19 protein-coding genes are annotated in these 26,224 nt (G+C 59.6%); 9 read left to right on the forward strand and 10 right to left on the reverse strand.

The window, feature by feature from the left end; all coding sequences use genetic code 11:
• Positions 1-32 precede the first annotated feature (32 nt).
• Positions 33-1,409, reverse strand: coding sequence for a cysteine--tRNA ligase (gene cysS, locus ACS92L_RS05070; protein WP_438767441.1), 1,377 nt, complete (start codon positions 1,407-1,409; stop codon positions 33-35).
• A gap of 14 nt (positions 1,410-1,423) precedes the next feature.
• On the reverse strand, positions 1,424-3,103 hold the full coding sequence (locus ACS92L_RS05075) for a glutamine--tRNA ligase/YqeY domain fusion protein (RefSeq protein ID WP_438767442.1): 1,680 nt from the start codon (positions 3,101-3,103) through the stop codon (positions 1,424-1,426).
• A 206-nt stretch (positions 3,104-3,309) separates the two neighbouring features.
• Here ACS92L_RS05075 and ACS92L_RS05080 point away from each other — a divergent pair, with 206 nt between their 5' ends.
• Both ACS92L_RS05080 and ACS92L_RS05085 read left to right on the forward strand, forming a co-directional pair.
• Entirely contained in the window at positions 3,310-3,807 is a 498-nt protein-coding gene (locus tag ACS92L_RS05080) for a peptidylprolyl isomerase (RefSeq protein WP_438767444.1), read from the forward strand.
• 59 nt (positions 3,808-3,866) lie between these two features.
• Entirely contained in the window at positions 3,867-4,622 is a 756-nt protein-coding gene (locus ACS92L_RS05085; RefSeq protein ID WP_438767445.1) for a UDP-2,3-diacylglucosamine diphosphatase, read from the forward strand.
• Between the two features lie 60 nt (positions 4,623-4,682).
• Here the strand turns inward: ACS92L_RS05085 and ACS92L_RS05090 are convergent, their stop codons facing one another.
• Positions 4,683-5,300 carry a tRNA-(ms[2]io[6]A)-hydroxylase gene (locus ACS92L_RS05090; RefSeq protein WP_438767447.1) on the reverse strand — a complete coding sequence of 206 codons (618 nt, stop codon included), beginning with the start codon at positions 5,298-5,300 and terminating at the stop codon, positions 4,683-4,685.
• A gap of 354 nt (positions 5,301-5,654) precedes the next feature.
• Here ACS92L_RS05090 and ACS92L_RS05095 point away from each other — a divergent pair, with 354 nt between their 5' ends.
• The 3 genes from ACS92L_RS05095 (at position 5,655) to ACS92L_RS05105 (ending at position 8,945) form a co-directional block, all read left to right on the forward strand.
• On the forward strand, positions 5,655-6,233 hold the full coding sequence (locus ACS92L_RS05095; protein ID WP_438767449.1) for an outer membrane beta-barrel protein: 579 nt from the start codon (positions 5,655-5,657) through the stop codon (positions 6,231-6,233).
• A gap of 413 nt (positions 6,234-6,646) precedes the next feature.
• On the forward strand, positions 6,647-8,353 hold the full coding sequence (locus ACS92L_RS05100) for a proline--tRNA ligase (RefSeq protein WP_438767450.1): 1,707 nt from the start codon (positions 6,647-6,649) through the stop codon (positions 8,351-8,353).
• Between the two features lie 187 nt (positions 8,354-8,540).
• Entirely contained in the window at positions 8,541-8,945 is a 405-nt protein-coding gene (locus ACS92L_RS05105; RefSeq protein WP_438767452.1) for a transglycosylase SLT domain-containing protein, read from the forward strand.
• Between the two features lie 23 nt (positions 8,946-8,968).
• On the opposite strand, the gene rfaH is transcribed toward ACS92L_RS05105, so the two are convergent.
• Positions 8,969-9,493 carry a transcription/translation regulatory transformer protein RfaH gene (gene rfaH, locus ACS92L_RS05110; protein ID WP_438767453.1) on the reverse strand — a complete coding sequence of 175 codons (525 nt, stop codon included), beginning with the start codon at positions 9,491-9,493 and terminating at the stop codon, positions 8,969-8,971.
• 90 nt (positions 9,494-9,583) lie between these two features.
• Between rfaH and ACS92L_RS05115 the strand changes: the two genes are divergently transcribed.
• Entirely contained in the window at positions 9,584-10,825 is a 1,242-nt protein-coding gene (locus tag ACS92L_RS05115; RefSeq protein WP_438767454.1) for an AmpG family muropeptide MFS transporter, read from the forward strand.
• Positions 10,826-10,914: 89 nt separating this feature from the next.
• Positions 10,915-12,027, forward strand: a complete 1,113-nt coding sequence (gene mltA, locus ACS92L_RS05120) for a murein transglycosylase A (RefSeq protein ID WP_438767455.1) — start codon at positions 10,915-10,917, stop codon at positions 12,025-12,027.
• Positions 12,028-12,068: 41 nt separating this feature from the next.
• Here the strand turns inward: mltA and ACS92L_RS05125 are convergent, their stop codons facing one another.
• Entirely contained in the window at positions 12,069-13,904 is a 1,836-nt protein-coding gene (locus ACS92L_RS05125; RefSeq protein WP_438767457.1) for a zinc chelation protein SecC, read from the reverse strand.
• 151 nt (positions 13,905-14,055) lie between these two features.
• On the opposite strand from ACS92L_RS05125, the gene ACS92L_RS05130 reads away from it, so the two are divergent.
• A complete protein-coding gene (locus ACS92L_RS05130) occupies positions 14,056-15,957 on the forward strand; it encodes a hypothetical protein (protein WP_438767458.1) in 1,902 nt (633 codons plus the stop codon).
• Positions 15,958-15,961: 4 nt separating this feature from the next.
• Entirely contained in the window at positions 15,962-17,914 is a 1,953-nt protein-coding gene (locus ACS92L_RS05135; RefSeq protein ID WP_438767459.1) for a DNA topoisomerase III, read from the forward strand.
• Positions 17,915-18,019: 105 nt separating this feature from the next.
• Here ACS92L_RS05135 and ACS92L_RS05140 read toward each other — a convergent pair whose 3' ends face one another.
• The 5 genes from ACS92L_RS05140 to ACS92L_RS05160 form a co-directional block, all read right to left on the reverse strand.
• A complete protein-coding gene (locus tag ACS92L_RS05140) occupies positions 18,020-18,652 on the reverse strand; it encodes a superoxide dismutase (RefSeq protein ID WP_438767461.1) in 633 nt (210 codons plus the stop codon).
• A 206-nt stretch (positions 18,653-18,858) separates the two neighbouring features.
• Positions 18,859-21,582 carry a phosphoenolpyruvate carboxylase gene (gene ppc, locus ACS92L_RS05145; protein WP_438767463.1) on the reverse strand — a complete coding sequence of 908 codons (2,724 nt, stop codon included), beginning with the start codon at positions 21,580-21,582 and terminating at the stop codon, positions 18,859-18,861.
• 112 nt (positions 21,583-21,694) lie between these two features.
• Entirely contained in the window at positions 21,695-22,528 is an 834-nt protein-coding gene (mazG, locus tag ACS92L_RS05150; RefSeq protein WP_438767464.1) for a nucleoside triphosphate pyrophosphohydrolase, read from the reverse strand.
• A 30-nt stretch (positions 22,529-22,558) separates the two neighbouring features.
• The gene (relA, locus tag ACS92L_RS05155) at positions 22,559-24,826 is read right to left on the reverse strand and encodes a GTP diphosphokinase (RefSeq protein WP_438767465.1); all 2,268 of its coding nucleotides are present in this window, start codon (positions 24,824-24,826) and stop codon (positions 22,559-22,561) included.
• 24 nt (positions 24,827-24,850) lie between these two features.
• A complete protein-coding gene (locus tag ACS92L_RS05160) occupies positions 24,851-26,224 on the reverse strand; it encodes a TRAM domain-containing protein (RefSeq protein WP_438767467.1) in 1,374 nt (457 codons plus the stop codon).

Genomic DNA, 26,224 nt, shown 5'->3' on the forward strand with positions numbered 1-26,224 from the left:
GGCCTTTTTTGTGCCGATGCCTGACAGGACAACTACTGGGTTTCGCTTACCCAGGTCGTTCCTTCGCGGCTGTCCTTGAGAATGATGCCCTGTGCTGCCAGCGCATCACGAATGCGATCAGCCTCGGCAAAATCGCGATCCCGACGCGCTGCATTTCTCGCCTCGATCTGCCGCGCGATTTCCTCATCATCAATGCCGGGCCGGGTCCCCTGCAGGAAGTCACTTGGCGAGCGCTCAAGAAGCCCCAGCATATTGCCAAGCCGAATGAGCTCGTGCGCCAGCGCACCGGCACGCGCTGCATCATCGCGATGGCGATTGATCTCGCGCGCCATCTCGAACATGACCGCCAGCGCCTCGGGCGTGTTGAAGTCATCGTTCATGGCACGGGCAAAGCGTCCGGCAAACTCATCGCTGACCTCACCTTCAACGGCCTCGATGCCTTCCAGCGCGTTGTAGAACCGCTCCAGTGACCGTCTGGCATCCTTGAGCGTATCAGGGGCGTAATTGATGGCGCTGCGATAATGACTGGCGACAAGCAGATAGCGCACTACCTCGGGGTCATGCTCGGTTAGTACATCACGAACCGTGAAAAAATTGCCCAGCGACTTGGACATCTTTTCGTTATCGACTCGCAGGGCACCGGCATGCATCCAGGTATTGACGTACTTCTGGCCCGTAGCCGCCTCGCTCTGAGCAATCTCGTTTTCGTGATGGGGAAAGGCCAGATCCGGCCCACCCCCATGGATATCAAAGGTATTGCCCAGACAGCATGTCGACATCGCAGAGCATTCAATATGCCAGCCCGGTCGGCCCTCACCCCATGGAGATGGCCAGCTGGCTTCTCCGGGGGTGGCACTTTTCCAGAGCACAAAGTCCAGCGGATCTTCCTTTGCCTGATCGATATCAACACGGGCACCGGAGCGCATCTCATCAGGATTGCGGTTATTGAGCGCGCCATAATGTTCAAAACGGCGGACTCGATAGAACACATCACCGTTATCGGCCTGATAGGCATAGTCGCGCTCGATCAGCGTCCTGATCATGACGATGATGTCATCGATATGACCCGTGGCACGTGGCTCCTGATCCGGTGCCAGTACGCCCAGTCGACGCTCATCTTCATGCATGGCATCGATCATCCGATTTGTCAGCGCATCGATGGATTCGTCGTTTTCCCGAGCCCGGACCAGAATCTTGTCATCGACGTCGGTAATGTTGCGCACATAGGTAAGACCATAGCCACTGGCACGCAGCCATCGGGTAATGACATCAAATGCTACCAGCATTCTTGCATGGCCCAGATGGCAGTAGTCATACACTGTCATGCCACAGACATACATGCGTACGTTGCCGGCATCAGCAGGCGCAAAGGCTTCCTTCTGACGGGTCAGAGTGTTGTAAATCTGCACGCGTGTATTCCCCTTCAATTTGCCTTGTTCTGCGCCTTTGCCCAGCCATCCTTGAGACTGACCGTACGATTGAAGACCAGACGATCCGCGCCATGGTCGTGTCGGTCGGCGCAAAAATAGCCCACACGCTCGAACTGAAAGCGCTGCTCGGCGCCGGCCTGTGTCAGCGAGGGCTCACCGATGCCATGAATCGTTTCAAGCGACTCGGCATTGAGATGCTCCAGAAAATCGACGTCCTTGTCCCGGTCCGGTGCCTCGACCTGAAACAGGTTGTCGTAGTTGCGCACCTCGACATCAACACCGTGACGTGCGCTGACCCAGTGAATGACCCCTTTCACCTTGCGACCTTCCGGATTCTGGCCCAGCGTTTCCAGATCAACGCTACAGTGCAGCGCCTCTATGTCGCCCTGCTCGTTTTTGATCACATCATCGCAACGAATGACATAGGCATTGCGAAGACGTACTTCCTTACCGGGTGCCAGGCGGAAGAACTTCTTGGGCGGCTCTTCCATGAAATCTTCCTGATCGATCCAGATTTCACGGTTGAGCGGCAGCTGGCGCACTGCCATGTCTTCACGTGCCGGATGCCCGGCCACCTCGAAAATCTCCTCATGGTCATCAGAGAGATTGGTCAATACCACCTTGAGCGGCTTCATGACACACATCGCGCGTGGCGCGTTGTCTTCAAGATCCGAACGAATGGCGTGATAAAGCATCTGGATATCGACAACGCCCGAGGCGCGGGAAACGCCTACCATATCGCAGAACCTGCGGATGGAGGCCGGGGTATAGCCGCGACGCCGCATCCCCGAAATGGTCGGCATTCGCGGGTCGTCCCAGCCGTCTACCACGCCCTGATCTACCAACAGCTTTAATTTACGCTTGGAGGTAACGGTATAATTCAGATTGAGACGCGCAAATTCAATCTGCCTTGGGCGTGCCGGCACCGGCAGGTTGTCCAGAAACCAGTTGTAGAGCGGGCGATGGTCTTCAAACTCGAGCGTACAGATGGAGTGCGTTATTCCCTCGATGGCATCGGACTGGCCATGCGTGAAGTCATAGGAGGGGTAGATCTTCCACTTGTCGCCACTCTGGTGATGTGCAGCATGGCGGATGCGATACAGGGTCGGGTCGCGCAGATTAATATTGGGTGAGGCCATATCGATTTTGGCCCGCAACACCTTCTCGCCTTCCCCGAACTCGCCGTTTTTCATACCCTCGAACAGGGCCAGATTGTCTTCAACGCTGCGATCGCGCCACGGGCTGGGACGACCGGGCTCTGTCAGAGTGCCACGGTACTCGCGCATCTGCTCGGCGTTGAGGTCATCAACATAGGCCAAACCATCACGAATCAGCTGGCATGCCCATTCGTGCAACTGGTCAAAATAGCTGGAGGCATAACGGATGTCGCCGCTCCACTGGAAGCCGAGCCACTCGATGTCTTCACGAATGGCATCAATATAGACCTGCTCTTCCCTTGCAGGATTGGTATCGTCAAAGCGCAGATGACACTGCCCTCCGAGCTGTTCGGCCAGACCAAAATTGAGACATATCGACTTGGCATGACCGATGTGCAAAAAGCCGTTGGGTTCGGGCGGGAAGCGCGTCACGATGGTATCAACGCGCCCCTGCTCGATCTCTTCACGAATCTGTGTACGAATGAAATTCGGTGCGCTGGTGCTTTCTGAGCTCATGGGGCGTGATCAGGCCTTGTTGACAACGGATACCGACAGGCGCGGTTTCGCCTGTCAGGATAAAGCCGCTATTATAGCGTGAGCGCCCGGGACCATGCCATGCAGGTATCAGTACTGACGTCATGAGTGACCGGCAGCTCGGTGCGCGCCACTCTTGCGCAGCTTTCTCGAAGCTGCCCTTTTGCTGTCTTTTTAGAGATTTTTTCATGATCATTTTTTCCACCAGCGCCGGCGACATCACAATCGAGCTTTTCCACGACGCCGCTCCCCAAACGGCTGCCAATTTTGAGCGTTACGTCAACGAAGGCCACTATGACGGAACGCTTTTCCACCGTGTCATCGACGGCTTCATGGTTCAGGGCGGCGGGTTCGATACACAATTCAACCAAAAACCGGTTCACGCCCCCATTAATAACGAAGCCGACAACGGCCTGAAAAACAGCCGCGGGCACCTGGCGATGGCTCGCACCGGTGACCCTCACTCGGCAACGGCGCAGTTTTTCATCAATGTGGCGGACAATGACTTCCTGAACCACACCTCTGCCACGCCTCAGGGCTGGGGCTACTGCGTCTTCGGTCGCGTGGTTGAAGGCATGGATGTTGTAGAAAGCATCAAGGGCGTGGCGACCACACGTCGTCACGGCCACGCCGACGTTCCCGCCGAAGATATCGTGATCGAGTCTGCCCGTCTGGTTGACGCCTGATCGTCGAACAACAATGTTTCAGGCGCAGTGTGGACTGCGCCCTTCAAGCAGGAGAGGTCATGACAACACTGTTTATTGCCGATCTACACTTGCAGCAGGACACCCCCGAGCTGACCCGGGCGTTTCTGAATTATCTGGAATATCGCGCCAGGGATGCTCATGCGCTCTACATCATGGGCGATCTATTTGAAAGCTGGATCGGCGATGACGCCATCGGTGAGTTCGAACAGCAGGTTATCGACGCGCTGCGCCGCTTCAGTGACGGCGACAGACACCTTTATGTCATGCATGGTAATCGTGATTTTCTGCTGGGTGAGCGCTTCGCCGAGCTTACCGGCGCTGTACTGATCGATGATCCTGCCATCATTGCCATCGACAAGGATGTTCCTGCCCTTTTAATGCATGGCGACAGCCTTTGCACACAGGACGGGGAGTACATGCAGTTTCGTGCCATGACGCGCGATTCCCAGTGGCAGCAGCAAACGCTGGCACTGCCGATCGAGCAGCGCCGCCAACTGGCCGATCGCATGCGTGAAGGCTCTGGCAGCGCCAACGGTGACAAATCCGACGACATCATGGATGTCAGCCAGGAGGCCGTGGAAGAGATCATGCAGCAGTGTCATGTTCGCACGCTGATTCATGGCCACACCCACCGCCCGGATGTACATGAGTTTCGTCTAAATGATGACGAGGTGGCCAGACGCTATGTCCTCGGTGACTGGCATCACGAGCGCGACGAAGGCTGGGAAGTACGTCTGGACGGCATGACGCTGACACTGGAGCATTTCAGCCTGTCGGAACTGCCCCATCACTGACAATATCCGACGCCCCGAATCGGGGCGTCCTGCCATCAGACGCCGCCCCCTTCTTGACCATCATGCTGCGGCCGGGACACCGCTGTGAAAGCGAAATTCACTGTCCGGTGACTCGATCAGGGACCTTTCGACGTCTCCGAAAAAGGCCACCCGCTCATCGATGGGACCATCTGCATACTGTGCGGCCAGTTCCAGATAGTCTTCAAAATGCCGGCCTTCGGATTTCACCAGACTGCGATAAAATTTTGCCAGCGTGTCGTCGAGATGAGGAATCAAACAGGCAAAACGTTCGCAGGAACGGGCCTCGATATAAGCGCCTACAATCAGCACATCGACCAGTCTTCCCGGTTCCTGTTCGCGAACATGCTCACGCAGCCCCTGTGCGTAGCGTGAAGCAGAGACATGTTCATAGGCGATGCCGCGTTCACGCATCAGCGTTACGACCTGTTCAAAGTGAAGCAACTCTTCACGTGCCAGCTGAGACATTTTGGTCAAAAGATCCGCACGGCTCGTATAGCGATACATCAGGCTCATGGCCGTTGAAGCCGCCTTTTTTTCACACTGGGCGTGATCGATCATCAAAAGACGCTCGTTGCCAAGCGCGGCATCCACCCAGGGCTGCGGGGTCCTGCAGGGCAGAAAATCGAGCAGTTCGGAAGGCATCAGATCGTCAGACATATCAAAACCAGAGAAGATGAAAATAAAAAGATCATGGCGGGTGCATGATCATGGCAACACGGATTGTACCGAGAACAAGGACTGCTTCCCTACTACTGCAGCCATTGTTGACTAAATATTTGTCGATACAGGGCGAAAATACACACTGTTGCTATACTGTCAGCCCGTCTCGGTTAAAGATTTTTGCAAACAACTCCATAGAGCAGGTTGATGCATTCTAATCTTTACGTGAACCGATTCTCATGCTAAAAATGTTTTTGAAAACACTGTTCGAGTAATAACAGCTCATCGAATCGATTTTGACCATGGAGCAGGACGCTCCGGTCAATAAAGGTTTCATGCAAGGAGATCATCATGAAAAAATTCGCACTGTTTGCTGCACCGCTGTTCGCTTCTTCCCTGGTAGCGGCCCCGATGGCCATGGCCGACACCAGCACCGGCATCTATTCCGGTGTGGGCGTTGGTAGCGCTCAGGTCCATGATGCCGATGTCGGCAGCTTCAGCAGTGGCAACCTGAGCGGTGATCGTATCACCGACAATAACGACACTGCTCAGAGTGCCTTCGTTGGTTACAAGTTCAACGACTGGTTCTCCACTGAAATCAACTACGCCGATCTCGGTGACATTGATTACGCCACCGATCAGGGCAACGGCCGTTACCAGACCAAGGCCTACAGCCTGAGCGCCATCGGCGAACTGCCCCTGTTCTACGGTGTTTCCGGCTATGCACGCGTGGGTGCTGCCTACTGGAAGGCCAACGCTCAGCAGGGCCCGGCCAGCAACCAGTACGGCACTGACCCGGTTTACGGTCTGGGCCTCAAGTACCAGTTCGAAACCATTCCGGTCTTTGCACGTGCTGAATACACTCGCTACGACATGGACAGCGACTATCGCATCGACGCTGCCATGGCTTCCGTCGGCGTACAGTTCTGATCGATTCCTTTCGACAGGCCTGATAAAACGGCACCCTCGGGTGCCGTTTTTTATGTCGGTCCTTTTAGCGGTTACAGCTACTGGGGCCATCAGGACCGGGCATGCACGCTCTTTGTCCCGCCTGAGTCCCCTGATCGTTGACCCGCGGCGACTGCCAGACAAACTCCGTGTCATCTTTGCCCGCACATCCCGTTATCATCAGTAGCCATACGGCCATCATCATGCCGGCCCATCGACGTTGCATGGTTCCTCCTGCCTGCTCTTTGTTGGTGACAATTGCTGTTGGCTCAAGCGTGCAGCGTTAATGGACAAATACCATCATTGCCGCCTTCGGGAAACGCATTTTGCCGACAGGCAACGAATGCTCGTACAATGCGGTTCATTTCATCCGGCTCAAGGGAAACATTCGGTTCATGCGCGCCAGTCAACTGCTGCTATCCACGCTCAAGGAAACGCCCGCCAACGCTGAAGTTGTCAGTCATCAACTGATGCTGCGTGCCGGCATGATTCGAAAACTGGCTTCCGGCCTCTACACCTGGCTGCCACTGGGGCTGCGAACGCTGCGAAAGGTGGAACAGATCGTACGCGAGGAAATGGATCGCGCCGGCGCCCAGGAAGTTCTGATGCCTGCAATACAGCCCGCCGAGCTCTGGCAGGAATCGGGCCGCTGGGACAAGTATGGCAACCTGCTGCTTCGTCTTCGTGACCGCCACGACCGCGAGTTCTGCTATGGCCCCACTCACGAGGAGGTCATCACCGATCTGGTGCGTAATGAAGTGCACTCCTACCGCCAGCTGCCATGCAACTTCTACCAGATCCAGACCAAGTTCCGTGATGAAACCCGCCCCCGCTTTGGCGTCATGCGATCACGCGAATTCATCATGAAAGACGCCTATTCGTTCGACATCAGTCAGGAAGCGATGGCGGCCTCCTATCAGAAAATGTATGACGCCTATATTCGCGTCTTCAATCGTCTCGGACTCGATTTCCGTGCCGTTCAGGCCGATAACGGCGAGATCGGTGGCAGTGGCTCTCATGAGTTTCATGTACTCGCCGATTCAGGTGAAGACGCCGTCATCTTTTCCACGGGCTCCGACTACGCAGCCAATATCGAAAAGGCAGAAGCGCTGCCTGACCGCCAAAAACGTGACGACCCTCAAGAAAGCATGAGAGAGGTCGATACACCCGATGCCAAAACCATCGCGGCACTGGTAGAAAAACACGGCTTGCCGATCGAAAAGACCGTCAAGACACTGATCATGCACGGCGCCGAAGGTGGGCTGGTCGCGCTGATGGTGCGCGGCGACCACCAGCTCAACGAGATCAAGGCGTTACATCTGGATCAGGTGGCCTCACCGCTGGTCATGGCCAGTGAAGAGGAAATTCGCCAGGCCGTCGGGGCAGGCCCTGGGTCACTCGGGCCGGTCGGACTTGATATACCGCTGATCATTGACCGCAGCGTGGCCGTCATGAGTGACTTCGGCGCCGGCGCCAATATTGATGGCAAACACTTCTTCGGCATTAACTGGGAGCGCGATCTCCCGCTGCCGATGGTGGCCGATATTCGCGATGTCGTGGCCGGCGACCCGTCACCGGATGGTCAGGGCACACTCTCGATCGCGCGCGGCATCGAAGTCGGGCACGTTTTTCAGCTCGGGACGAAATACTCCGAGGCACTGGGCGCTACCGTGCTGGATGAAAACGGCAACAATGTACCGCTGCAGATGGGATGTTATGGCATCGGCGTCAGTCGCGTTGTCGCCGCCGCCATCGAACAAAACCACGATGATCGCGGCATTGCATTGCCTGCCAGTCTGGCGCCCTATCAAGTGGCTCTGGTACCCATGAACGCGCACAAGTCGCAGGCCGTTCGCGACGAGGCCGAACGCCTCTACAGCGCCTTCAATGACATGGGAATCGAAGTATTGCTGGATGATCGTGACGAGCGCCCGGGCGTCAAGTTTGCCGATCTTGAGTTGATCGGCATCCCGCACCGCATCGTGATCGGCGACCGCGGCCTGAAAAACAGCGAACTGGAGTACAAGGGAAGACGTGACGACGATATTACGATGGTGGCGCAGCAGGAAGCCATCGAGTTTATTTGTCAAAAGCTGGCTTGAAGCCGGCTTAAAAGCATGTCTGCTGGGCGCCTGTCTAACGACAGGCGCCCTTTTTGCGCCCGCATCCCGGGCTGGCGCCGTTCCGGAGGCGCATGTATCGGCCCAGCTGATCCGCCAGCTTTCCAGTGCCCTGTCGGATGATCAGCGTACCGGCGATCGTTTTGATACCGAGGTCTGGATGACCGATATGAATCGACGCCTCATCGCCTACCTGCCCGACGCCCATCAAAGGATCGCCCTGCTCGAAAGCATCCAGCGCGAAGCGCTTCGCGCCTCGCTGGATTTGCAGCTGGTGCTCTCGGTCATCGATGTTGAAAGTCGCTTTACGCCGCAGGCACGTTCGAGTGCCGGCGCCCAGGGGCTCATGCAGGTCATGCCCTTCTGGAAAAAGGAGATCGGCAGAGACAGCGACGATCTTTTCGACCCCGATACCAACCTGCGCTATGGCTGTACCATTCTTGCGTGGTATCTCAAGGTTGAAAAGGGCGATCTGACGCGGGCGCTGGCCCGCTACAACGGCAGTCTTGGAAAAACACGCTACCCGGAGCAGGTCATGACACGCTGGGACAGCCGCTGGTGGATAGACAGCTGATCCCCTTCGTGACACTGTCGATTTCAGTGCGGCCGGGCCCCTCGAATCTGTCCGCTTCCCACGATAACCTGGTGCTCTCGCTGCAAAATTTCGAGCAGTACAATGACACGCTCGTCTCCCTTGCCCGCCACGAAAAGCCCTTTCAGAGCCTTGAAAGGGCCTTCGGTGATCTCGATGCGCTCACCGGTGCTGAAACGATCCTCCCCTGACATGGCCGGCTGCTCCATGATCTGCTGGCGCAGGGTATCGATCAATACATCCGGTACCGGCACCGGCGCCTGACCAAAGACAAGCAATCTGATCACGCCACGGGTGGATCGAATGGGTGCCCAGTTGTCCTGCAGCGGATTCATCCGAATAAAGAGATACCAGGGAAAAAGTGGTTCGACCACTTGCCCGGCCCTGCCGCGCTGGCGCTTTTCTCTTTGAATGACCGGATGAAAGACGGTGTAACCCTGAAAGTTCAGATGCTCGGCGGCACGAAAGGACTCACCTGACTTGCACTGGACCGCGTACCAGCGCAGCCCTTCAGGCCCTGTCGTCTGCATTAAAACCACCCCCGGTCAGTAGCCGTGAACGCACCGGTCTGAGAGAATCGGCGCGCCATTCAAATGCCCGCGACTTTCTGGATAAAACCGTTGACTTCGATTGCTACAGCCCGGGCCGCCGTTGCGCGCCATGGTATCACGTTCCTGATGGGGCTGGCGTCAGGCCTGCCGCTACTGCTGACAGGCAGTGTCCTGCAGGCCTGGATGACCGATGCCGGCGTTGCCCTGGACGCGGTGGGACTGCTGGCGCTGATCGGTATTCCCTACACGCTCAAGTTTCTCTGGGCACCGCTGCTGGACCGCTTCGAGCTGCCCTTTCTGGGCAGGCGCCGCGGCTGGCTTTTGGTGACCCAGCTGCTGTTGACCTCCCTGATTGTTCTGCTGGCCCTGTCCGACCCGGGCCTGGCACCGCTGACCGTGGGCATGGTGGCACTGGGCATCAGCTTTTTCAGCGCCACTCAGGACGTCATCATCGATGCCTATCGCCGCGAGCATCTGCCTGAAAAAGAACTCGGCATCGGCTCCAGCCTCTATACCTATGGCTATCGCACCGGCATGCTGTTTGCCTCCGGCGGCGGACTGATGCTGGCCGACAGCATCGGCTTTCGCGCGACCTATCTGACCATGGCGGTGCTGCTCGGCGCCTGCATGCTGGTTACCCTCATGGCGCCCGAGCCTGGCGCTCAGCGTCCTACGCAGCCACAGAACTGGCGCGATACCTTTCTGGACCCGATCCGGAATTTCATGACCCGGCCCGGCGCCCTCTGGCTGCTGCTTTTTATTCTGCTCTACAAGCTGGGAGACTCGGTCGCCGGCAACCTGACAACGCCCTTTTATAAATCGCTGGGATTTTCCAACGCCGAGATCGGCGCCACGGTCAAGATCTTTGGCTTCTGGCCCCTGCTGGGCGGTATCTTTCTGGGCGGTCTGGTCATTTTGCGCATCGGCATTTACCGCTCGCTGTGGTGGTTCGGTCTGTTGCAGATGATTTCGACCGCCGGCTTTATCTGGCTCAATCATGTCGGCCATTCGATTACGGTACTGGCGGCGGTGGTCAGCTTTGAAAATGCCGCAGCCGGCATGGGGACGGCCGCCTTTCTCGCCTTCATGGCCGCTTTGACCGATAAGCGATTTACGGCAGGTCAGTACGCCCTGCTCTCCTCGATCATGGGCCTGCCCAGAGTCGTGATTTCAGCCCCGGGCGGTATCCTATCGGAAGCGGTCGGCTGGGACGGATTCTTTTTAATCTGTACCCTGGCCGCTATTCCGGGTCTCATGATCCTCTGGTATTTTCGCCAATGGCGCGATATTACCGACCCGCCCGGCCGGTAATATCGTGTCGCGCCTTTTTGTTTCACGGGCGTCGGCCTTCGACCACGCCCCCGAAAGAGACCCTGATCTTGTCCCCTGTATCCCCTGGAATGTCTCGCCCTCAGGGCCTTTTATCGAAGCTGCGTTTGATCAATCGAGGCGCAGGTCTTGTGCTTGCAGGGGCGCTTCTGGCTGCCTGCTCCACCGGCCAGTCCGGTTTTCAGCCTGCGAAAACACCCAATTACACCGATATCAATACGCCCATGCACCCGACCAGCTGGCAGCAGCTGCCCGGCTGGCACGATGACAATCTATTGAGTGCCTGGAGCGCGTTTCGAACCAGCTGCGAAAAACTCACCCGCAAGCCGGACTGGGCCTCGGTCTGCAATGACGCCCGCCACGTTGACCCGCTGGACAGCCGCGCCATCCGGCGCTATTTCGAGCAGCGCTTTACACCCTTTACGCTGAGCAATAGCGACGGGTCGACGGTCGGCACCATCACCGGCTATTACGAGCCCGTTCTTCACGGCTCTCGCACGCGTCAGGGCCCCTATCAGGTCCCGCTCTATCGCAACCTGGGCAACAGCAGCCTCATGGCCGCCAGCCGCAGCCAGTTGATCAAAAGCGGCGTATTGCGGGGTCGCGAACTGGTCTGGGTCGACGATCCGGTTGAAGCCGCCTTTTTGCAAATTCAGGGATCGGGACGTATCAGACTGGTCGAAGGCGGCGAAATGCGGGTGGGATTTGCCGGTGCCACCGACCAGCCCTTCCAGTCCTTTGCTCGCTGGCTGCTCGATCATGGAGAAATTACCCCGGCTCAGGCGACCCTGCCGGGCATCAAGGCCTGGGCAAACGCCAACCCCGGGCGGGTACAGGACATGCTGAACGTGAATCCTCGATTCGTCTTTTTCAGGGAGCTCGACAGCAGCCACAAAAGCCAGGATGGCCCGATCGGCGCCCAGGGTGTCCCGCTGACACCGGAGCGCAGCATTGCCATCGATCCCGATCAGATCCCGCTGGGTGCACCGGTCTTTTTGTCGACCACGCGACCGCTGTCCAACCAGCGCATGCAGCGCCTCATGCTGGCTCAGGATACGGGCAGCGCCATCAAGGGCACCGTGCGCGCCGATTTTTTCTGGGGACACGGGGATGAAGCCAGCCTCAATGCCGGACGCATGAAACAGCCCGGCCAGATGTGGGTATTTCTACCCAATCGTCAGTAAACGATCCTTTCTGCGTCGTGCGCCATGGTGTCACCGTGGCGCTATTGCACAGGCGTTCGCAGTCTGGCATCCACCCAGTGAAGCGCGCCCCGGGTCGCAACCCAGTGAGGCCGCATAAGGACACGATACTGCCAGGCTTCCGCACGTGAGCCCGGTATCGGCACATTGCCGGTTACCGGCTCTCGTCTGGGGTTATCGCGGATCAAAAGCTTGAGCATCCATGGATTGGCCTTGTCGACCATGATCAGCGCCTGGCGGGCTTCTTCAAGTCGCGCCAGGCGATACAGTGCCAGCGCCTTGCCCAGCAGCAGTCCGAGCCACGGCTCGCCATCGTCGTCACCGGCCGCCTCGATCTCTTCGATGAGCGTCAGGGCCCTGACGTCCTGACCATCGCTTAAAAGCTGTTCCAAAAGCAGCTCGCGCAGCCCCATACTGTCTTCGCCATCCAGGCGAATCAGCCGTTCAGCCAGCTGTCTTGATGGCTCGCGCGCGCCACGCTCCATGCCGATGATCAGCCCCAGTCCGAGCCGGAACAACACATGATTGTCGCCATCGCCCCAGACAAAGGGGCTCTCAGCCGTCTCGATCGCCACAAGCCAGGCATCGAAACGCTTTGCCAGCGGCGAGAAGATAGAGCTAAACATCCATGGCAGATTGCCAAAGCGCCCGGCCAGTGCCATGGCAAGCTCCTGAAGAATCGCCGGCGTTGACAGCCACTCCGGATGAAGACACAGCGCATCCAGCCAGGGACGGGCGTCCCGCCAGGGGTCCCCCTGAAGCCCGCTGCCGGGCGCTTCTTCATTTTCGGTGGCAAAATGCTGTTGCCACATCCGATAGCGGGCGTGATCCAGATCATCCTGCTGATACTCAAGCCGGCCTTCGGCGTTGATGGACAGCGACAGACGTGAGGCGCCGGAAAATTCCGGCAGGAGTCTGGTCAGGGTGTCCAGCGGTTCGGCCAGTTCCTCGTCGGCATAAATCATCTGCTCCGACAGCGTGGCTTCGGGGTCATAAGCCAGCTGCTCGAGAAACGCCTGCTGGTCCTCATCCAGGTCACTGCGATGAACCAGACGCCGGCGCCAGAAATCCGCGCGTGCACGCGCCTGCTCGGGGCGCCCTTCATGCAGCAACAGCATGCTTTCGAGATAGGCCAGCGCCGGTTCGTTGGGCATGGCCTCCAGGGTTTGAATAAAGGTCTCGCGAGCGCTGGCCAGATCATCACTATCCATGTATCGCAGACACAGCCGCTTCAATGCCGCCCCGCGCAAAAAGCCCGGGCCATGCTCGACGGCGCTGTTCATCAAAGCGGTCTTTTTGCGAGTAAAGCCCCGCTCCTGATACACATCGCTTAAAAGCTCGAAGGCAGGCTCGCTTTCTTCCGGCAGCCGCTCCCAATCGGCATTGGTGAAAAGCGCCTCCAGAATGGTCTGGGCGCGGCCCAGCTGTCCGCCCTCGGCACTGACGATACCGGCCTCGAGCAGGGCCTGCGCCGGCACCTGATCAGAGGCCAGCGCCTTGTGCAGCACGTTACCGCGAAGGCGTTGCAGCAAAAGCATCCACATCAAATGCGGCGGTACCTGCCCCGGCAGCGCGACGCGGGCGCAGCAGTCAATGTGGCGCTTGCCGGAGTCACACCAGCAGGGCTCCTGAGGCGCCGGCGGCGCCAGCGTTTCGATCCGAAATCCAAGACGCTGCAGCGGCGTCTGATTCCAGAGCATCGGCGCCAGCGCCTGTGCCAGCGCCACATCCCCGCCCAGCAGTTCTGCCCCTTCCTTTCTTGCCCAGCCCATCAATGAGGGGTAGCGCTCGTCTCGACGAATGGCGTCAAGTGCTCCCGTCGAAAACCCAAGGAGTTGGTCAACCCAGGCTGCCAGCATATTGTTCCTCCACCATGATCACGCTTATGCTAGCACGCTGGCTGCAGGCATCTCATGATAACGCCATCATGTTGTTTCGTATCTGCCCGGCAAACATCTCCTGAAGCAGTCCCTGCGTTACTGCATCCACTCTCGTTTCGGAAATATCCGCTTGTTTTCAGCCCGTGCACTGCTTCGTCGACGCCCGAATCCCGATGCGCCTCGTGTTCGTCTCGAGCGCGAAGGCCGCGACCGTATCCGCCGAATCACCCAGGCGATGGACAAGGTGCCCTGGACCAACAGCGCCATGCAGATTTTGTGGGTCAGCGGCCCCGTCACCCTGCTGGGCGCCTGGGTCGGCTATCTGCTCGGTTACGGTCGTGGCCCCTCGATGGAGAACTATGTGTTCTTCATCAGCTATGCCCTGATCACGGGTCTTGCCGGCATCATCGCCAATTTCGCCCACCATCTGACCCGGGGGCGCAAGCATGAACGCGCCGCGGCCCGAGTGGCTCAGGTGCTCGATACCCTGCCGGAGCTGGTACTGATTACCCGCAACCTGATCGTTGAAAGCCTGGAGGGCGACGCCCGTCGCCGCGAGGCGGCAGCCATGCTGCTGCGAAAGCATGATCTGTCACCCGAAGGGGTGGAGCTTGCCGCGCTGGAACTGCTCGACGATGAGGAAAGTGCCCGGCGCATCTCGCAGATCGATGTCTATCGCCGTATCGGCATGCAATCGCGTATCCGCGATCTGGTCGATCTGTACCGTGCCCATATCGACCCGCGACTCAATGAGCTTGCCGATGTGGCGCCGGAGGCCATTTCACTGCTGCGCGACCGTTTTGCAGGACGGGCGCCCGATCTGCACCAGGGCGTTGCACGCGATGAGAACTTCATCGAGCGCGTACTGGCAGCCATTGAGCAGGACAATGCGCTGCTCATGACGCTTCAGGATGTCGAGGAGATGATCATTCTGGCCTTTGAACTGCTCTGCGGTCGGCGCATTCCCATGCTGACCTTTGAGTATCGCGGCCGATGGCATCTGGCACGAGCACTTGATGCGCTTGAACAGACACGCTCTCGATATCGCATTCAGCAGGCCACGGGGCTGTCACGACTCAAGGCGTTGACCGTCTATCTTGCCGAGCAGTCGGGTACCCTGGTCGAGGATGCTGCGGCCGGGCTTCGCGCCGAAACCCTGACGGTCCGCTGTCGCCAGGCCATGGATGCGCTGGCCGAGCAGATCGAACACCTGGCCAGCGGCGTGCAGCAGGGCCGCAGCGACCTGCGCCCGGAACTGCGCGAGCGCGCCGATATTCTGACCAATGCCCTGAAGCTTTTTCGAAGCGTGCAGGAAAACTACGGCCAGATCGCACGCAGTCATGCCACGCTGATTCGCAACTCCCAGCGCTGGGAGGCCATTACCGATCAGATGAACGACAAGGCCACCCACCTGCAGGTCGGTCCCGGCAAGCGCGGGCTTCGCATTCATGAAAATCACATCGCGCTGACCGATGGCGAAAAGGCCCGTGTCTGCCGCCATCTGGCGCGTTATCTCAATGACACGCGTGCGGATCGGGAACGCGCCCATCAGCGTGATCATGGCGGCAATCCCGTCTCGCCCGGCAGCGACATCGAGATGGCAAAGCACCTGGCCATCGAGATTGCCCTCGCCCTCGAGCCCTGTATTCATCTGTCGCGCCCGGAGGTGCAGCGCGCCATCGACGCCACCAACGCGGCCTATTTCGGCCATCTCGAACCGGATCTTTCGGCGGCGGCCAAGGCAGCACTGGGTGCGGCCATGGTCAACGAGATCACCGATGATCTGTCACGCAGTGCCGAATCACTGGCCATCGCTCTGGTACGCCATTATCGCGTCGCCCTTGAGCCCGAGGCGATCGACTTTCTGATTCGTCAGTACGGCGCCCGCGCCTCGACGATGAACATTCTGTCCAATATCGACCAGACCGCCCATCGCAACATCAGTCTGCTCAGCCAGCGCCCGGCAGGCATTGGCCCCGCCCCGCGACGCTGGTACCGAGCACTGATCAAGGCCAAAAGAGCATTGAACTGACCTCATGCAACTCATCATTGCCGAAAAACCCTCATTGGGTCGTGCTATCGCCTCGGCACTACCCGGACGTTTCAGCCAGACAGAAGGCGCTCTGAGCAGTCCCGACATCACGGTCAGCTGGTGCTTTGGTCATCTGCTCGAGCAGGCCGCCCCGGAGGCCTACGATGAGCGCCTCAAGCGCTGGCGCCTGGATGACCTGCCCATCATTCCCTCGAAGTGGAAGCTGACGCCTCGCCCGAAAGCGCGCGCTCAGCTCACCATTTTGCGTCGTCTGGTCAAATCGGCCGACAGAATCATTCATGCCGGAGACCCGGACCGGGAGGGTCAGCTTCTCGTTCAGGAAACCATCGAATACCTGGGCTGGAAGGGGCCGGTCGAGCGTCTTTTGATCAATGACATGAACACCCCTGCGATCAAGCGGGCCTGGCAGGCACTCGAAGACAACGCCCGCTTCCAGCCGCTCTATCAGGCGGCATTGACCCGTTCGCGCGCCGACTGGCTCTATGGCATCAATCTGACTCGCGCCTGGACAGTGACCGGCCAGCAGGCCGGCATCAAGGGCGTGCTTTCCATCGGTCGGGTACAAACGCCACTTCTCGGGCTGATCGTGCGCCGTGATAGAACCATCGAAAATTTCCAGCCGGTCGACTTCTACCCGCTATGGGCCGATTTTGAGACATCGGGTGGCAGTGTTCGCGCTTGGTGGCAGCCGGGTGAGCAACATCGCCTGGACGACCAGGGCCGGCTTCTGGATGCGGCTCCCGCTCGAGCACTGGCCGCGAAACTGCCGGGTCAGCCGGCCATCATCAGAGACGTTGAACAAAAGCAGCAGCGACAAGGCGCGCCGCTACCCTATTCGCTCTCCACGCTTCAGATCGATGCGGCCCGGCGCTATAAGATGTCGGCACAGTCGGTGCTTGATTGTGCCCAGCGCCTGTATGAAAGACATCGCCTGATCACTTATCCGCGTTCGGACTGTCGCTATCTGCCACGCGACTATCTCAAGGGCATCGATGCCACACTGCGCCATGCCTGCCAGGGCAATGACACGCTCGAGCAGTGGCATGGCGGCATCGACACTTCCCGCGTGTCGCGTGCCTTCAACGACAAGCAGATCGGGGCACACCATGCTATCGCTCCTACCGGTCAGACCCCGCGCTGGCAGACGCTGAGCCGGGAAGAGCAAAACGTCTATACGCTGGTGGCCCGTAACGTGCTGGCCCAGTTTTACCCCCCCTTTGAGTACCGCGACACCCGTGTCACGCTGGAGGCGCTGGATGAGGCCTTCATGATCAAAGGGCGCGAAATTCTTCAGGTAGGCTGGCGCGCGCTTTTCAACACGCCCGATGAGGATGCCACGCTGCCCGCCATGACGAAGGGCGAGAAGGCGCGCGTTACCCAATGCGAGATGCAGACACGCCAGACGCGCCCACCCGAGCCCTTTACCGATGCCAGTCTGATCAATGCCATGACTCACGTGGCGCGCTACGTCACCGACAATGCCGTGCGGGCAACCCTCAAGGAAACGGACGGGCTGGGTACCGAGGCCACGCGCGCCAGCATGATAGAAACGCTTTTAACGCGAGAATATGTTCATCGACAGTCAGGCGCCATTCGTGCCACCCGGCGCGGGCGCGGCCTGATCGATGCCTTGCCCGAGAGCCTGTCCGGCCCGGAGCGTACGGCCCTTTGGGAGCAGCGACTCTCCAGGGTGCGTGAAGGCAGCGACTCTTTGGACGCTTTTCTTTCTGACATGGCAGGCGAACTGACAACGCTGGTCGGCGATGTCGATGCCGGACGTCTGAATCAGGCCATGCAGCAGGCCGGCGGTGAACAGCCTGCCGCCTCTGCCGGTCGTAAAAAAAACCCGTCGCGGCGTGGCAAAAGCAGTGGGCGTACGACCACACGCGGCACTGCCGGGCGCCGAACCTCAAAAGGTCGCAGCACAAAGCAATAGCTGGTGTTACGGTCGACACGGAAAACAGTCGGCGCATAAAAAAACCCGCATCAGCGAGCGCTGATGCGGGTTGCAGACAGAATCATCCGTCAGCGCGTTACACGCTTATTTGGCAGCATTGTAGCGCTTTTCGACTTCTGCCCAGTTGACGACATTCCAGAACGCCTTGAGATAGTCGGGACGACGGTTCTGGTAGTTCAGGTAGTAAGCGTGTTCCCAGACGTCCACACCCAGAATCGGCGTGGCATCATGGCCGCCATAAGCCTGCGAGGAGACCGGGCTGTCCTGATTGGCAGTGGAGACAATCTCCAGATTGCCGTTTTTGACCACAAGCCATGCCCAGCCGGAGCCAAAGCGACCCTTGGCAGCCGTCTCGAACTTCTCGGCAAAGGCTTCGACGCTGCCGAAGGTCTTTTCGATGTCGTTCATCAGCGTGGGAAATTCCTTCAGACCACGCGCATTGGGTGTCAGGATTTCCCAGAACAGCGAGTGGTTGGCATGACCGCCCGCATTATTGCGGATGGCGGTGCGCTGTTCTTCGGGAACACGGTCGAGCTGCTTGAGCAGATCCGACGCTTCGAGTCCGGCCAGATCTTCGGGAAGCTTTTCCAGCGCAGCGTTTGCATTGGTCACATAGGTGTTGTGATGCTTGCCATGGTGGATTTCCATCGTCTGCGCATCGATGTGCGGCTCGAGTGCATCAAATGCATAGGGCAGTTCGGGAAGCTTGTAAGCCATGGTCAAACTCCTTTTTCGCTCGCTGAGCGGGTTTAAACCGACGACTGCATTTCGTCCCTGCAATCGTCATGAAAGTTGAGGACATACGGCGCTGAAAAACCACCACCGTATGCGTCCTATAAGACATTAGGCGCCAACGCCGGCTTTTCAAGGTCAGTGACACAATTCTTTGTTGATCATTTGTCTCATCAAGGCGTTTGTCGCCCTTACCCCGTGTTGCGAAGTCCCGCCGAAATACCGGCCATCGTCACCATCAGGGCCCGCTGCAGATCCGGAGAAATATCGCCCTCAAGCTGGCGGCTTCGGTACAAAAGCTCTGCCTGAAGCCCATGGAGCGGATCGATATAGGGATTGCGTATGTCCACGGCCTGACGAATCAGCGGCGCATGCTCAAGCAGATGATGCTGTTCGCGAATGTTCAAAAGCGTCTTCTCGAGCCCCTCCAGGCGCTCGCGCAGTGACGTGCCCAGCGCGCGGGAGTTGTCATCATCAATCAGGCGTTCTTCGTAGTAGGCATTGATCTCGGCGTCGGCCTTGGCCAGCAGCATCTCGAGCATGTCCAGGAAGGTGCCAAAAAACGGCCACTCGTTCATCATCTCGCGCAGCCGGGCCATGCCCTCTTCGCTGTTACTGCGCTCGGCAAAGGCGGCATCGCTACCCAGCCAGGCCGGGAGCATCAGTCGCGTCTGAGTCCAGGCAAATATCCAGGGGATGGCCCTGAGCGTTTCAACGCCACCCGAGGCGCGGCGCTTGGCCGGGCGGGATCCCAGCGGCAGCCCGGACAGCGCGGTCTCCGGCGTTACGGCGCGAAAATAGGGCACAAAGGCCGGGTCTTCGCGCACGATACTCGAGTACACCTGATGGGCGCGCGAGGCCAGATGATCCATCTCCTCGCGCCATGCCTGCTTTGGCTCGATCGGCGGCAACAATGTCGCCTCGAGTACCGCGCTGAGATAGATCTCCATGGAGCGCACGGCGATACGTGGCTGACCGAACTTGAAACGAATCATCTCGCCCTGTTCGGTCACACGCAGACTGCCCTGCACGGAACCCGGCGGCTGGGAAAGAATGGCCGCATGGGCCGGGCCGCCCCCGCGTCCAACCGTGCCACCACGGCCATGAAAGAGCGTCAGCGTAACGCCATGCTCATGACAGACCCCGACCAGTCGCTCCTGAGCGCGATACTGCGCCCAGGCCGCCGCCAGCTGTCCGGCGTCCTTGGCCGAGTCCGAATAGCCGATCATCACCTCCTGGCGGGCGTCGATCAGCGCCCGATACTGCGCCATGCCCAGCAGGTCATTGACCACATGACCGGCGCGATCCAGATCGTCCAGCGTTTCGAACAGCGGTGAGATGGGCAGGCTGACCCGGCCACCCACGGCCTTCATGAGAAGCGCCACGGCAAGCACATCGCTGGCCTGCCCCGCCATGGAAATGACGTAGGAGCCCAGCGCTTCGCTGTACTCCGAACCGATCACCTCGAAGGTGTCGAGCACCTCGCGAACCTCGTCCGAGCAGGGCCACTGCGACGGGATCAGCGGACGCGGCGAGCCCAGTTCGTTGAGCAGGAACTCACGGCGGGCCGATTCGTCCCACTCGGCGTAGTTGCCAAGCTCCAGATATTGGGTCAGCTCTTCAAACACCTGGGTGTGGCGAGTGGATTCCTGACGGATATCGAGGCGCGTCATGGTGGTACCAAAACAGGCCACCCGGCGCAGGGTATCCAGCAACGCCCCGTTGGCGATCACATCAAGACCGCAGGTCATCAGCGAGTGATAGCAGGCTTCCAGCGGCGCCTGCAGCGCTTCGCGGGTATCCACCGTGGGCCGCTCGCCGCTCCAGCCATGTCCTTCCCAGATCATCTGCGCCTTATCGCGGGTTGCCCCCAGTCGCTGTTCGAGGTCGCTGAGCACCCTGCGGTAGGGCTCGGGACAGGGGCCACCGGCCAGCTCGATCAGCGCCGGCGTGGCCTTCCACATGGAAAGCTCAAGACGCAGCTGCTCGACGTCACGACGAAAGCTTTCCGCCGCGCGATGACGCTCAAGCAGCAGCACCTCACGCGTCACGGCCGAGGTCACGTTGGGGTTGCCATCGCGGTCGCCGCCCATCCACGAGGCAAACCGGATGGGGGCCGCCTCCAGTGGCAGGCGCCGCCCGGCACGCGACAGCAGCATCTGATCCAGCTCGCGGTAGAAGGTCGGTACAGCCTGCCACAGTGACTGCTCGATCACCGCCAGTCCCCAGCGTGCCTCATCCACCGGGGTCGGCCGTTCGGCACGGATCTCGCTGGTGTGCCAGGCCTGGCTGACCAGCTCATTGAGTCGTCCCTGCAACTGCTCCAGACGCTCGGGATGCTCTTCGCTGGCGTTGAGCTCTCCCAGACAGGCGTTGATGGCGTCGTATTTGCGAATCAGGGTGCGCCTGACCACTTCTGTCGGGTGCGCCGTCATGACCAGTTCGATGCGCATCGAGGCAATGCGCTCGATCAACGCCTCGCCGTCGTGACCGGCCTGCGTCAGACGCTCGAGCAGATCGTCCAGACGGGGCTGGGTGCCGGGGCGATAATCCTCGACCCGACGAAAGCGGCCGCGATAGTGCTGCTCGGCAAGATTGGCCAGATTCAGAAACTGGTTGAAAGCGCGCGTCACCGGCAGCATGCGCTCTTCGGGCAGGGTACGAAGGTATTCGATCAGCTCGGCGCGAGCCCCGGCGTCCTTGCGCCCCCGTTTGGCCAGCGCTCGGATCCTTTCGATCTGATCGACAAACTCGGTGCCCAGATCATCGGCAATGGTATGCCCCAGGCTATCGCCGAGCAGACGCACATGCTCACGCAGGGAAGCGTGAAGCACGTTGTCTTCCAGCGCAGGATCGTGGTTGGCACCCTCCCCTGAAGAGGCACCTTCAGGGGCAGAAGAAGAAGCGTGTTGCATGAAAGACTCCGCAAGGCGCGTGACAGGAAGCAAGAGCCTGACGCGCTCGGGAAACAACAACAACACTACACTAATGACTTGCGACCAAAGTCGAAGACTCGATTATCCGTCGCTACTGCCCGCGCTCGACACGCTTGGCGTCCTGCCAGTGCCCTTCCAGGGTCTCGAGATCGATGGCATCAATGGGCCGGCCACTGGCCTGAACGGCCTTTTCAACATAACGAAAGCGGTTTTCAAAACGCTGTCCGGTACCGCGCAGCGCCTGTTCCGGATCAACCTTCAGGTGGCGGGCCAGATTGACTACGGCGAAGAGAAGATCGCCCAGCTCGGCGTTCATGTTCTCCTGATGGCCGGCCTCGATTTCAACTTCCAGCTCGGCCAGCTCCTCGCGAATCTTGTCCAGCGCGCCGTGGTGGTCGGGCCAGTCAAAGCCTGCCCGGGAGGCCCGACTGGAGAGCTTGTTGGCGCGAGACAGCGCCGGTAGCGCCAGCGGGATATCATCCAGGTGTGATGTGGCCGCTCGCGAATCACGCTCGTTGGCCTTGCGCGCCTCCCAGCGCCGGTTGACCTCCGAGGTATCCACATCAAGCGCCGCCACACCCTGTCGACGTGAGCCGAGATGGCCGTCAGGAAACACGTGCGGGTGACGGGCAACCATCTTGGCCGTCAGCACATGAACAATATCGTGGAAGTCGAATCGAGCTTCCTCGCGGCCGAACTGGGCGTAATAAATGATCTGGAACAGCAGATCTCCCAGCTCGCCGGGCAGCTCCTCAAAGGCGCGACGCTCGATGGCATCGGCAACCTCATGGGCCTCTTCGATCGTGTGGGGCACGATCGTGTCCCAGTGCTGGGCCACATCCCACGGGCACCCCTGTTGCGGGTCCCGCAGCACCTGCATCAGTGTCAGTAGATCGTCGAGCGTGTAGCGCTGTGCCTGCTGCATCAAAATACCCCTGCCTTGCGAAAGGCCTGCCTATGAAGATTCCCGCATGCCGCCACCGCCCTGACGCAGCCGACGAATATCGGTCACATTGGTCAACTGTCCGATACGGTTGACCACCTTCGAAAGCACATCAAGCCCTGCCACCTCCAGCGTGATCTTCATCGTGGCCATATGGTCATCGCGATTGGTCGTTGTATTAACGCCCAGCACGTTGACCCTTTCGTTGGACAGGATGCCGGTGACATCGCGCAGCAGATTGGAGCGGTCCCACGCCTTGATTTCGATATCGACCGGATACTGAATGGGCTGCTGCTGCCCCCATTCAACCTGCACGATACGCGCGGGTTCATCGCCTTGAAGCTGCAGGATATTGGGGCAGTCCTTGCGATGAACGGTGACCCCCCGCCCCTGGGTAATAAAGCCCACGATGTCGTCTCCCGGTACCGGATGACAGCAGTTGGCCATCTGGGTCTTGAGATTGCCGACGCCCAGTACGGTGATGGTATCAGTGCTTTCACGCGCCCCCTGACGGCGCGGGCGCGCCAGCAGACGGTCAAGCTCGTCAATGTCTTCGGTTTCGCCAAAAAGATGCTGCGCCTGAGAGAGCACCTGCCCGATACGCAGATCGCCGGCACCAATGGCGGCGTACATGTCCTCGGGCGTGTTGTAGTTGACGGCCTGCGCCAGACGCGTGCGATCCAGACGTTCAAGATCGAGGCGGCGAAACTCGCGCTCCAATAGAACGCGCCCTTCTTCCTCGTTTTGCTCACGCGCCTGCAGCTTGAACCATGACTGGATCTTGGCCCGGGCCCGGGAGGTGCAGACATACCCCAGCGACGGGTTGAGCCAGTCACGGCTCGGCCCGCCCTGGGTGGCGTTGAGAATCTCGACCTGCTGGCCGGTCTTCAATTGATAGGTCAGGGGCACGATGCGCCCATCCACCTTCGCACCGCGACAGTGGTGGCCGACTTCCGTGTGCACGCGGTAGGCAAAGTCGATCGGCGTCGCGACCCGGGGCAGATCGATCACATGCCCTTCCGGGGTAAAGACGTAGATGCGATCCGGGGCGATGTCGGAGTTGAGCCCCTCGGTAAGATCGGTCAGCTCGCCGACCTCCTCCTGCCACTCCAGCACCTGACGCAGCCAGGCAATCTTTTGCTCGTAGCTGCGGCTTTTGGAATCGACATCGGTGCCCTTGTAGCGCCAGTGTGCACATACCCCAAGCTCGGCATCCTCATGCATGGCAAAGGTGCGGATCTGAATTTCGAGCACCTTGCCTTCCGGGCCGAACACGGCGGTGTGCAGCGACTGATAGCCGTTTTTCTTGGGATTGGCGATGTAGTCATCAAATTCGTTGGGCACGTGATGCCAGAGCGAATGCACGATACCCAGCACGGTGTAGCAATCGGTGACTTCAGGCACCAGCACCCGTACGGCGCGCACATCGTAGACCTGGGAAAAGTCGATGTGCTTGCGCTTCATCTTGCGCCAGATCGAATAGATATGCTTGGCACGACCGGAAAGGTCGTAGCGTGTGATGTTCTGCGCCTCGAGAAGGCGCTTGAGCGTGTCCACGACGTCATGGATGTAGCGATTGCGATCAAGGCGCTTTTCCGCCAGCTGTTTGGCGATGGTCTTGTAATCGCTTTCATGCAGGTAGCGAAAGGAGAGATCTTCCAGCTCCCACTTGAGCTGGCCAATCCCCAGTCGGTGCGCCAGCGGGGCGTAGATATCGAAGACTTCGCGCGCCACACGCAGGGCGCGCTCGCGGGAGCCGTCCTTGACCTGGCGCAGCATGCTGGTGCGTTCGGCAATCTTGATCAGCGCCACGCGCACATCATCCACCATGGCCACCAGCATCTTGCGCAGATTTTCCTGCTGATTGTGCTGGGTCATGGCCTGATCCGGCGCCTGCAGCTGGGAGATGGCGGCCATGCGCAAAACGCCGTCGATCAAACCGGCCACTTCCGAGCCGAACTGGCGCTCGACCGCCTCCAGACGCGTCAGGCCCTCGCGCACGCTGCGATACAGCACGGCTGCCGTAATGGCCTGCTGGTCGAGCTTGAGCTCGCTGAGAATATCGGCCATTTCCAGCCCGATGCGAAAGGCGGAATAAATATCGCGCCAGGCGGGCTGCTGGCTGGATGCTTCCTGATTGACCTTTGCGGCGAAGCGGCAGGCACGTTCCAGCTCGGCCGGGTCCTTGAGCGGTACTTCGCTCTGGAGATGGGCAATCCAGGTCGTGATATCGACCCGTCCATCGGCATCGAGCGGCTGATCTTCACGAACCTTGACCATGTAACACGATCCCCGTCATGTCTTTTATGTAGGCTGACGCTCGAGCAGCACCAGCGATTCCAGATGCGCCGTCTGCGGGAACATATCGGCCACCGCGGCACGGACCAGACGATAGCCGCCGCTGACCAGCAGATGCACATCACGTGCCAGGGTGGCCGGCTCACAGGACACGTAAAGCACCCGTGAAGGCCCGTGCTGCGCCAGCACCCGGCAGATGTCCTGTGCACCGGCGCGGGGCGGATCAAGCACCACTAGCGCGGCGTCTTCAAGGCCGGGCGGCGCATCGGCAAGGTCTGTCCGGCGAGCATCAACACGCGCCGACAGTCCCGCTGCCAGTGCATTATCGCGCAGTCGCTGCACCATCGACTCTCGACCTTCGTAGGCGATGACCCGGGCACCGGCGGCGGCAAGCGTCAGGGAGAAGTTACCCACCCCGGCAAACAGGTCAACGACCGGCATGTCGTCATAAACACCGGCCCACTCGAGCACTCGCGCCACCAGCTGATGATTGACGCCGGCATTGGCCTGCAGGAAATCGCCGCTGTGAACACTGATGGCAGAGGCCGGCACGTCAGGCAGCGCCCGATAGTGCGGCCATGTGTCAGGCCGGCCGTCCAGCCGCTCCAGCACCGGTTTGTCCCCGTCACCGGACAGGACGCTCAACAGCAGATCATGCTCACGAGCAAACTGCTGCCAGCGCGTTAGATCGCCGGAGACACGGCGAAGCTGACGCAGGGTGATCATGGCGACGTCATCGCCGGCCACCAGTTCGATATGCCCCAGCCGACGCGGCGCTTCAAGCGACTCGATCAGCGCGCGCAGCGGCTGGATCAGCGCCTCAAGACAGGGGTCAAGAATGGGACACTGCTCGATATTGAAAAGTCGATCCTGCCCCCGCACCCGATAGCCCACATGAATGCGGTCATCGCTGCCGACCCGAACGCCCAGTCGCGCACGGCGGCGATAGCCCCACGCCTCGCCTTCAAGCAGTGACGGCTCGGGAAGCTCGATATCATGGCGTGCCAGATGTTCACGCAGCACCTGCTGCTTGTGGCGACGCTGGCCTTCAATGGCGAGATGCTGAAGATCACAACCGCCACAGCGTCCGAAATGCGCGCAGCCCGGCGTAACACGCTCCTCGGAGGCCTTGATCACCCGGCGTACGTGCCCTTCATCATAACGACCGTGCTGGGTATGGATGGCGACTTCGATTTCTTCACCGGGCAAAGCCTGCTCGATGAAAAGCGTCTTGCCATCACGGTCGCGCGCCACGCCGCGTCCATCGTGCGCCAGACGCTCGATCAGGACGCTTTTTTCATCAGCGCGTTTCTCGTTTGGCGTTTCCAGACGCTTGCGCGTCGCGGGGCGCTTTTGACGACGCTGTCCCAGCATGGCCAT

The organism is Kushneria halocnemicola, from assembly GCF_965650455.1.
Lineage (GTDB): Bacteria > Pseudomonadota > Gammaproteobacteria > Pseudomonadales > Halomonadaceae > Kushneria.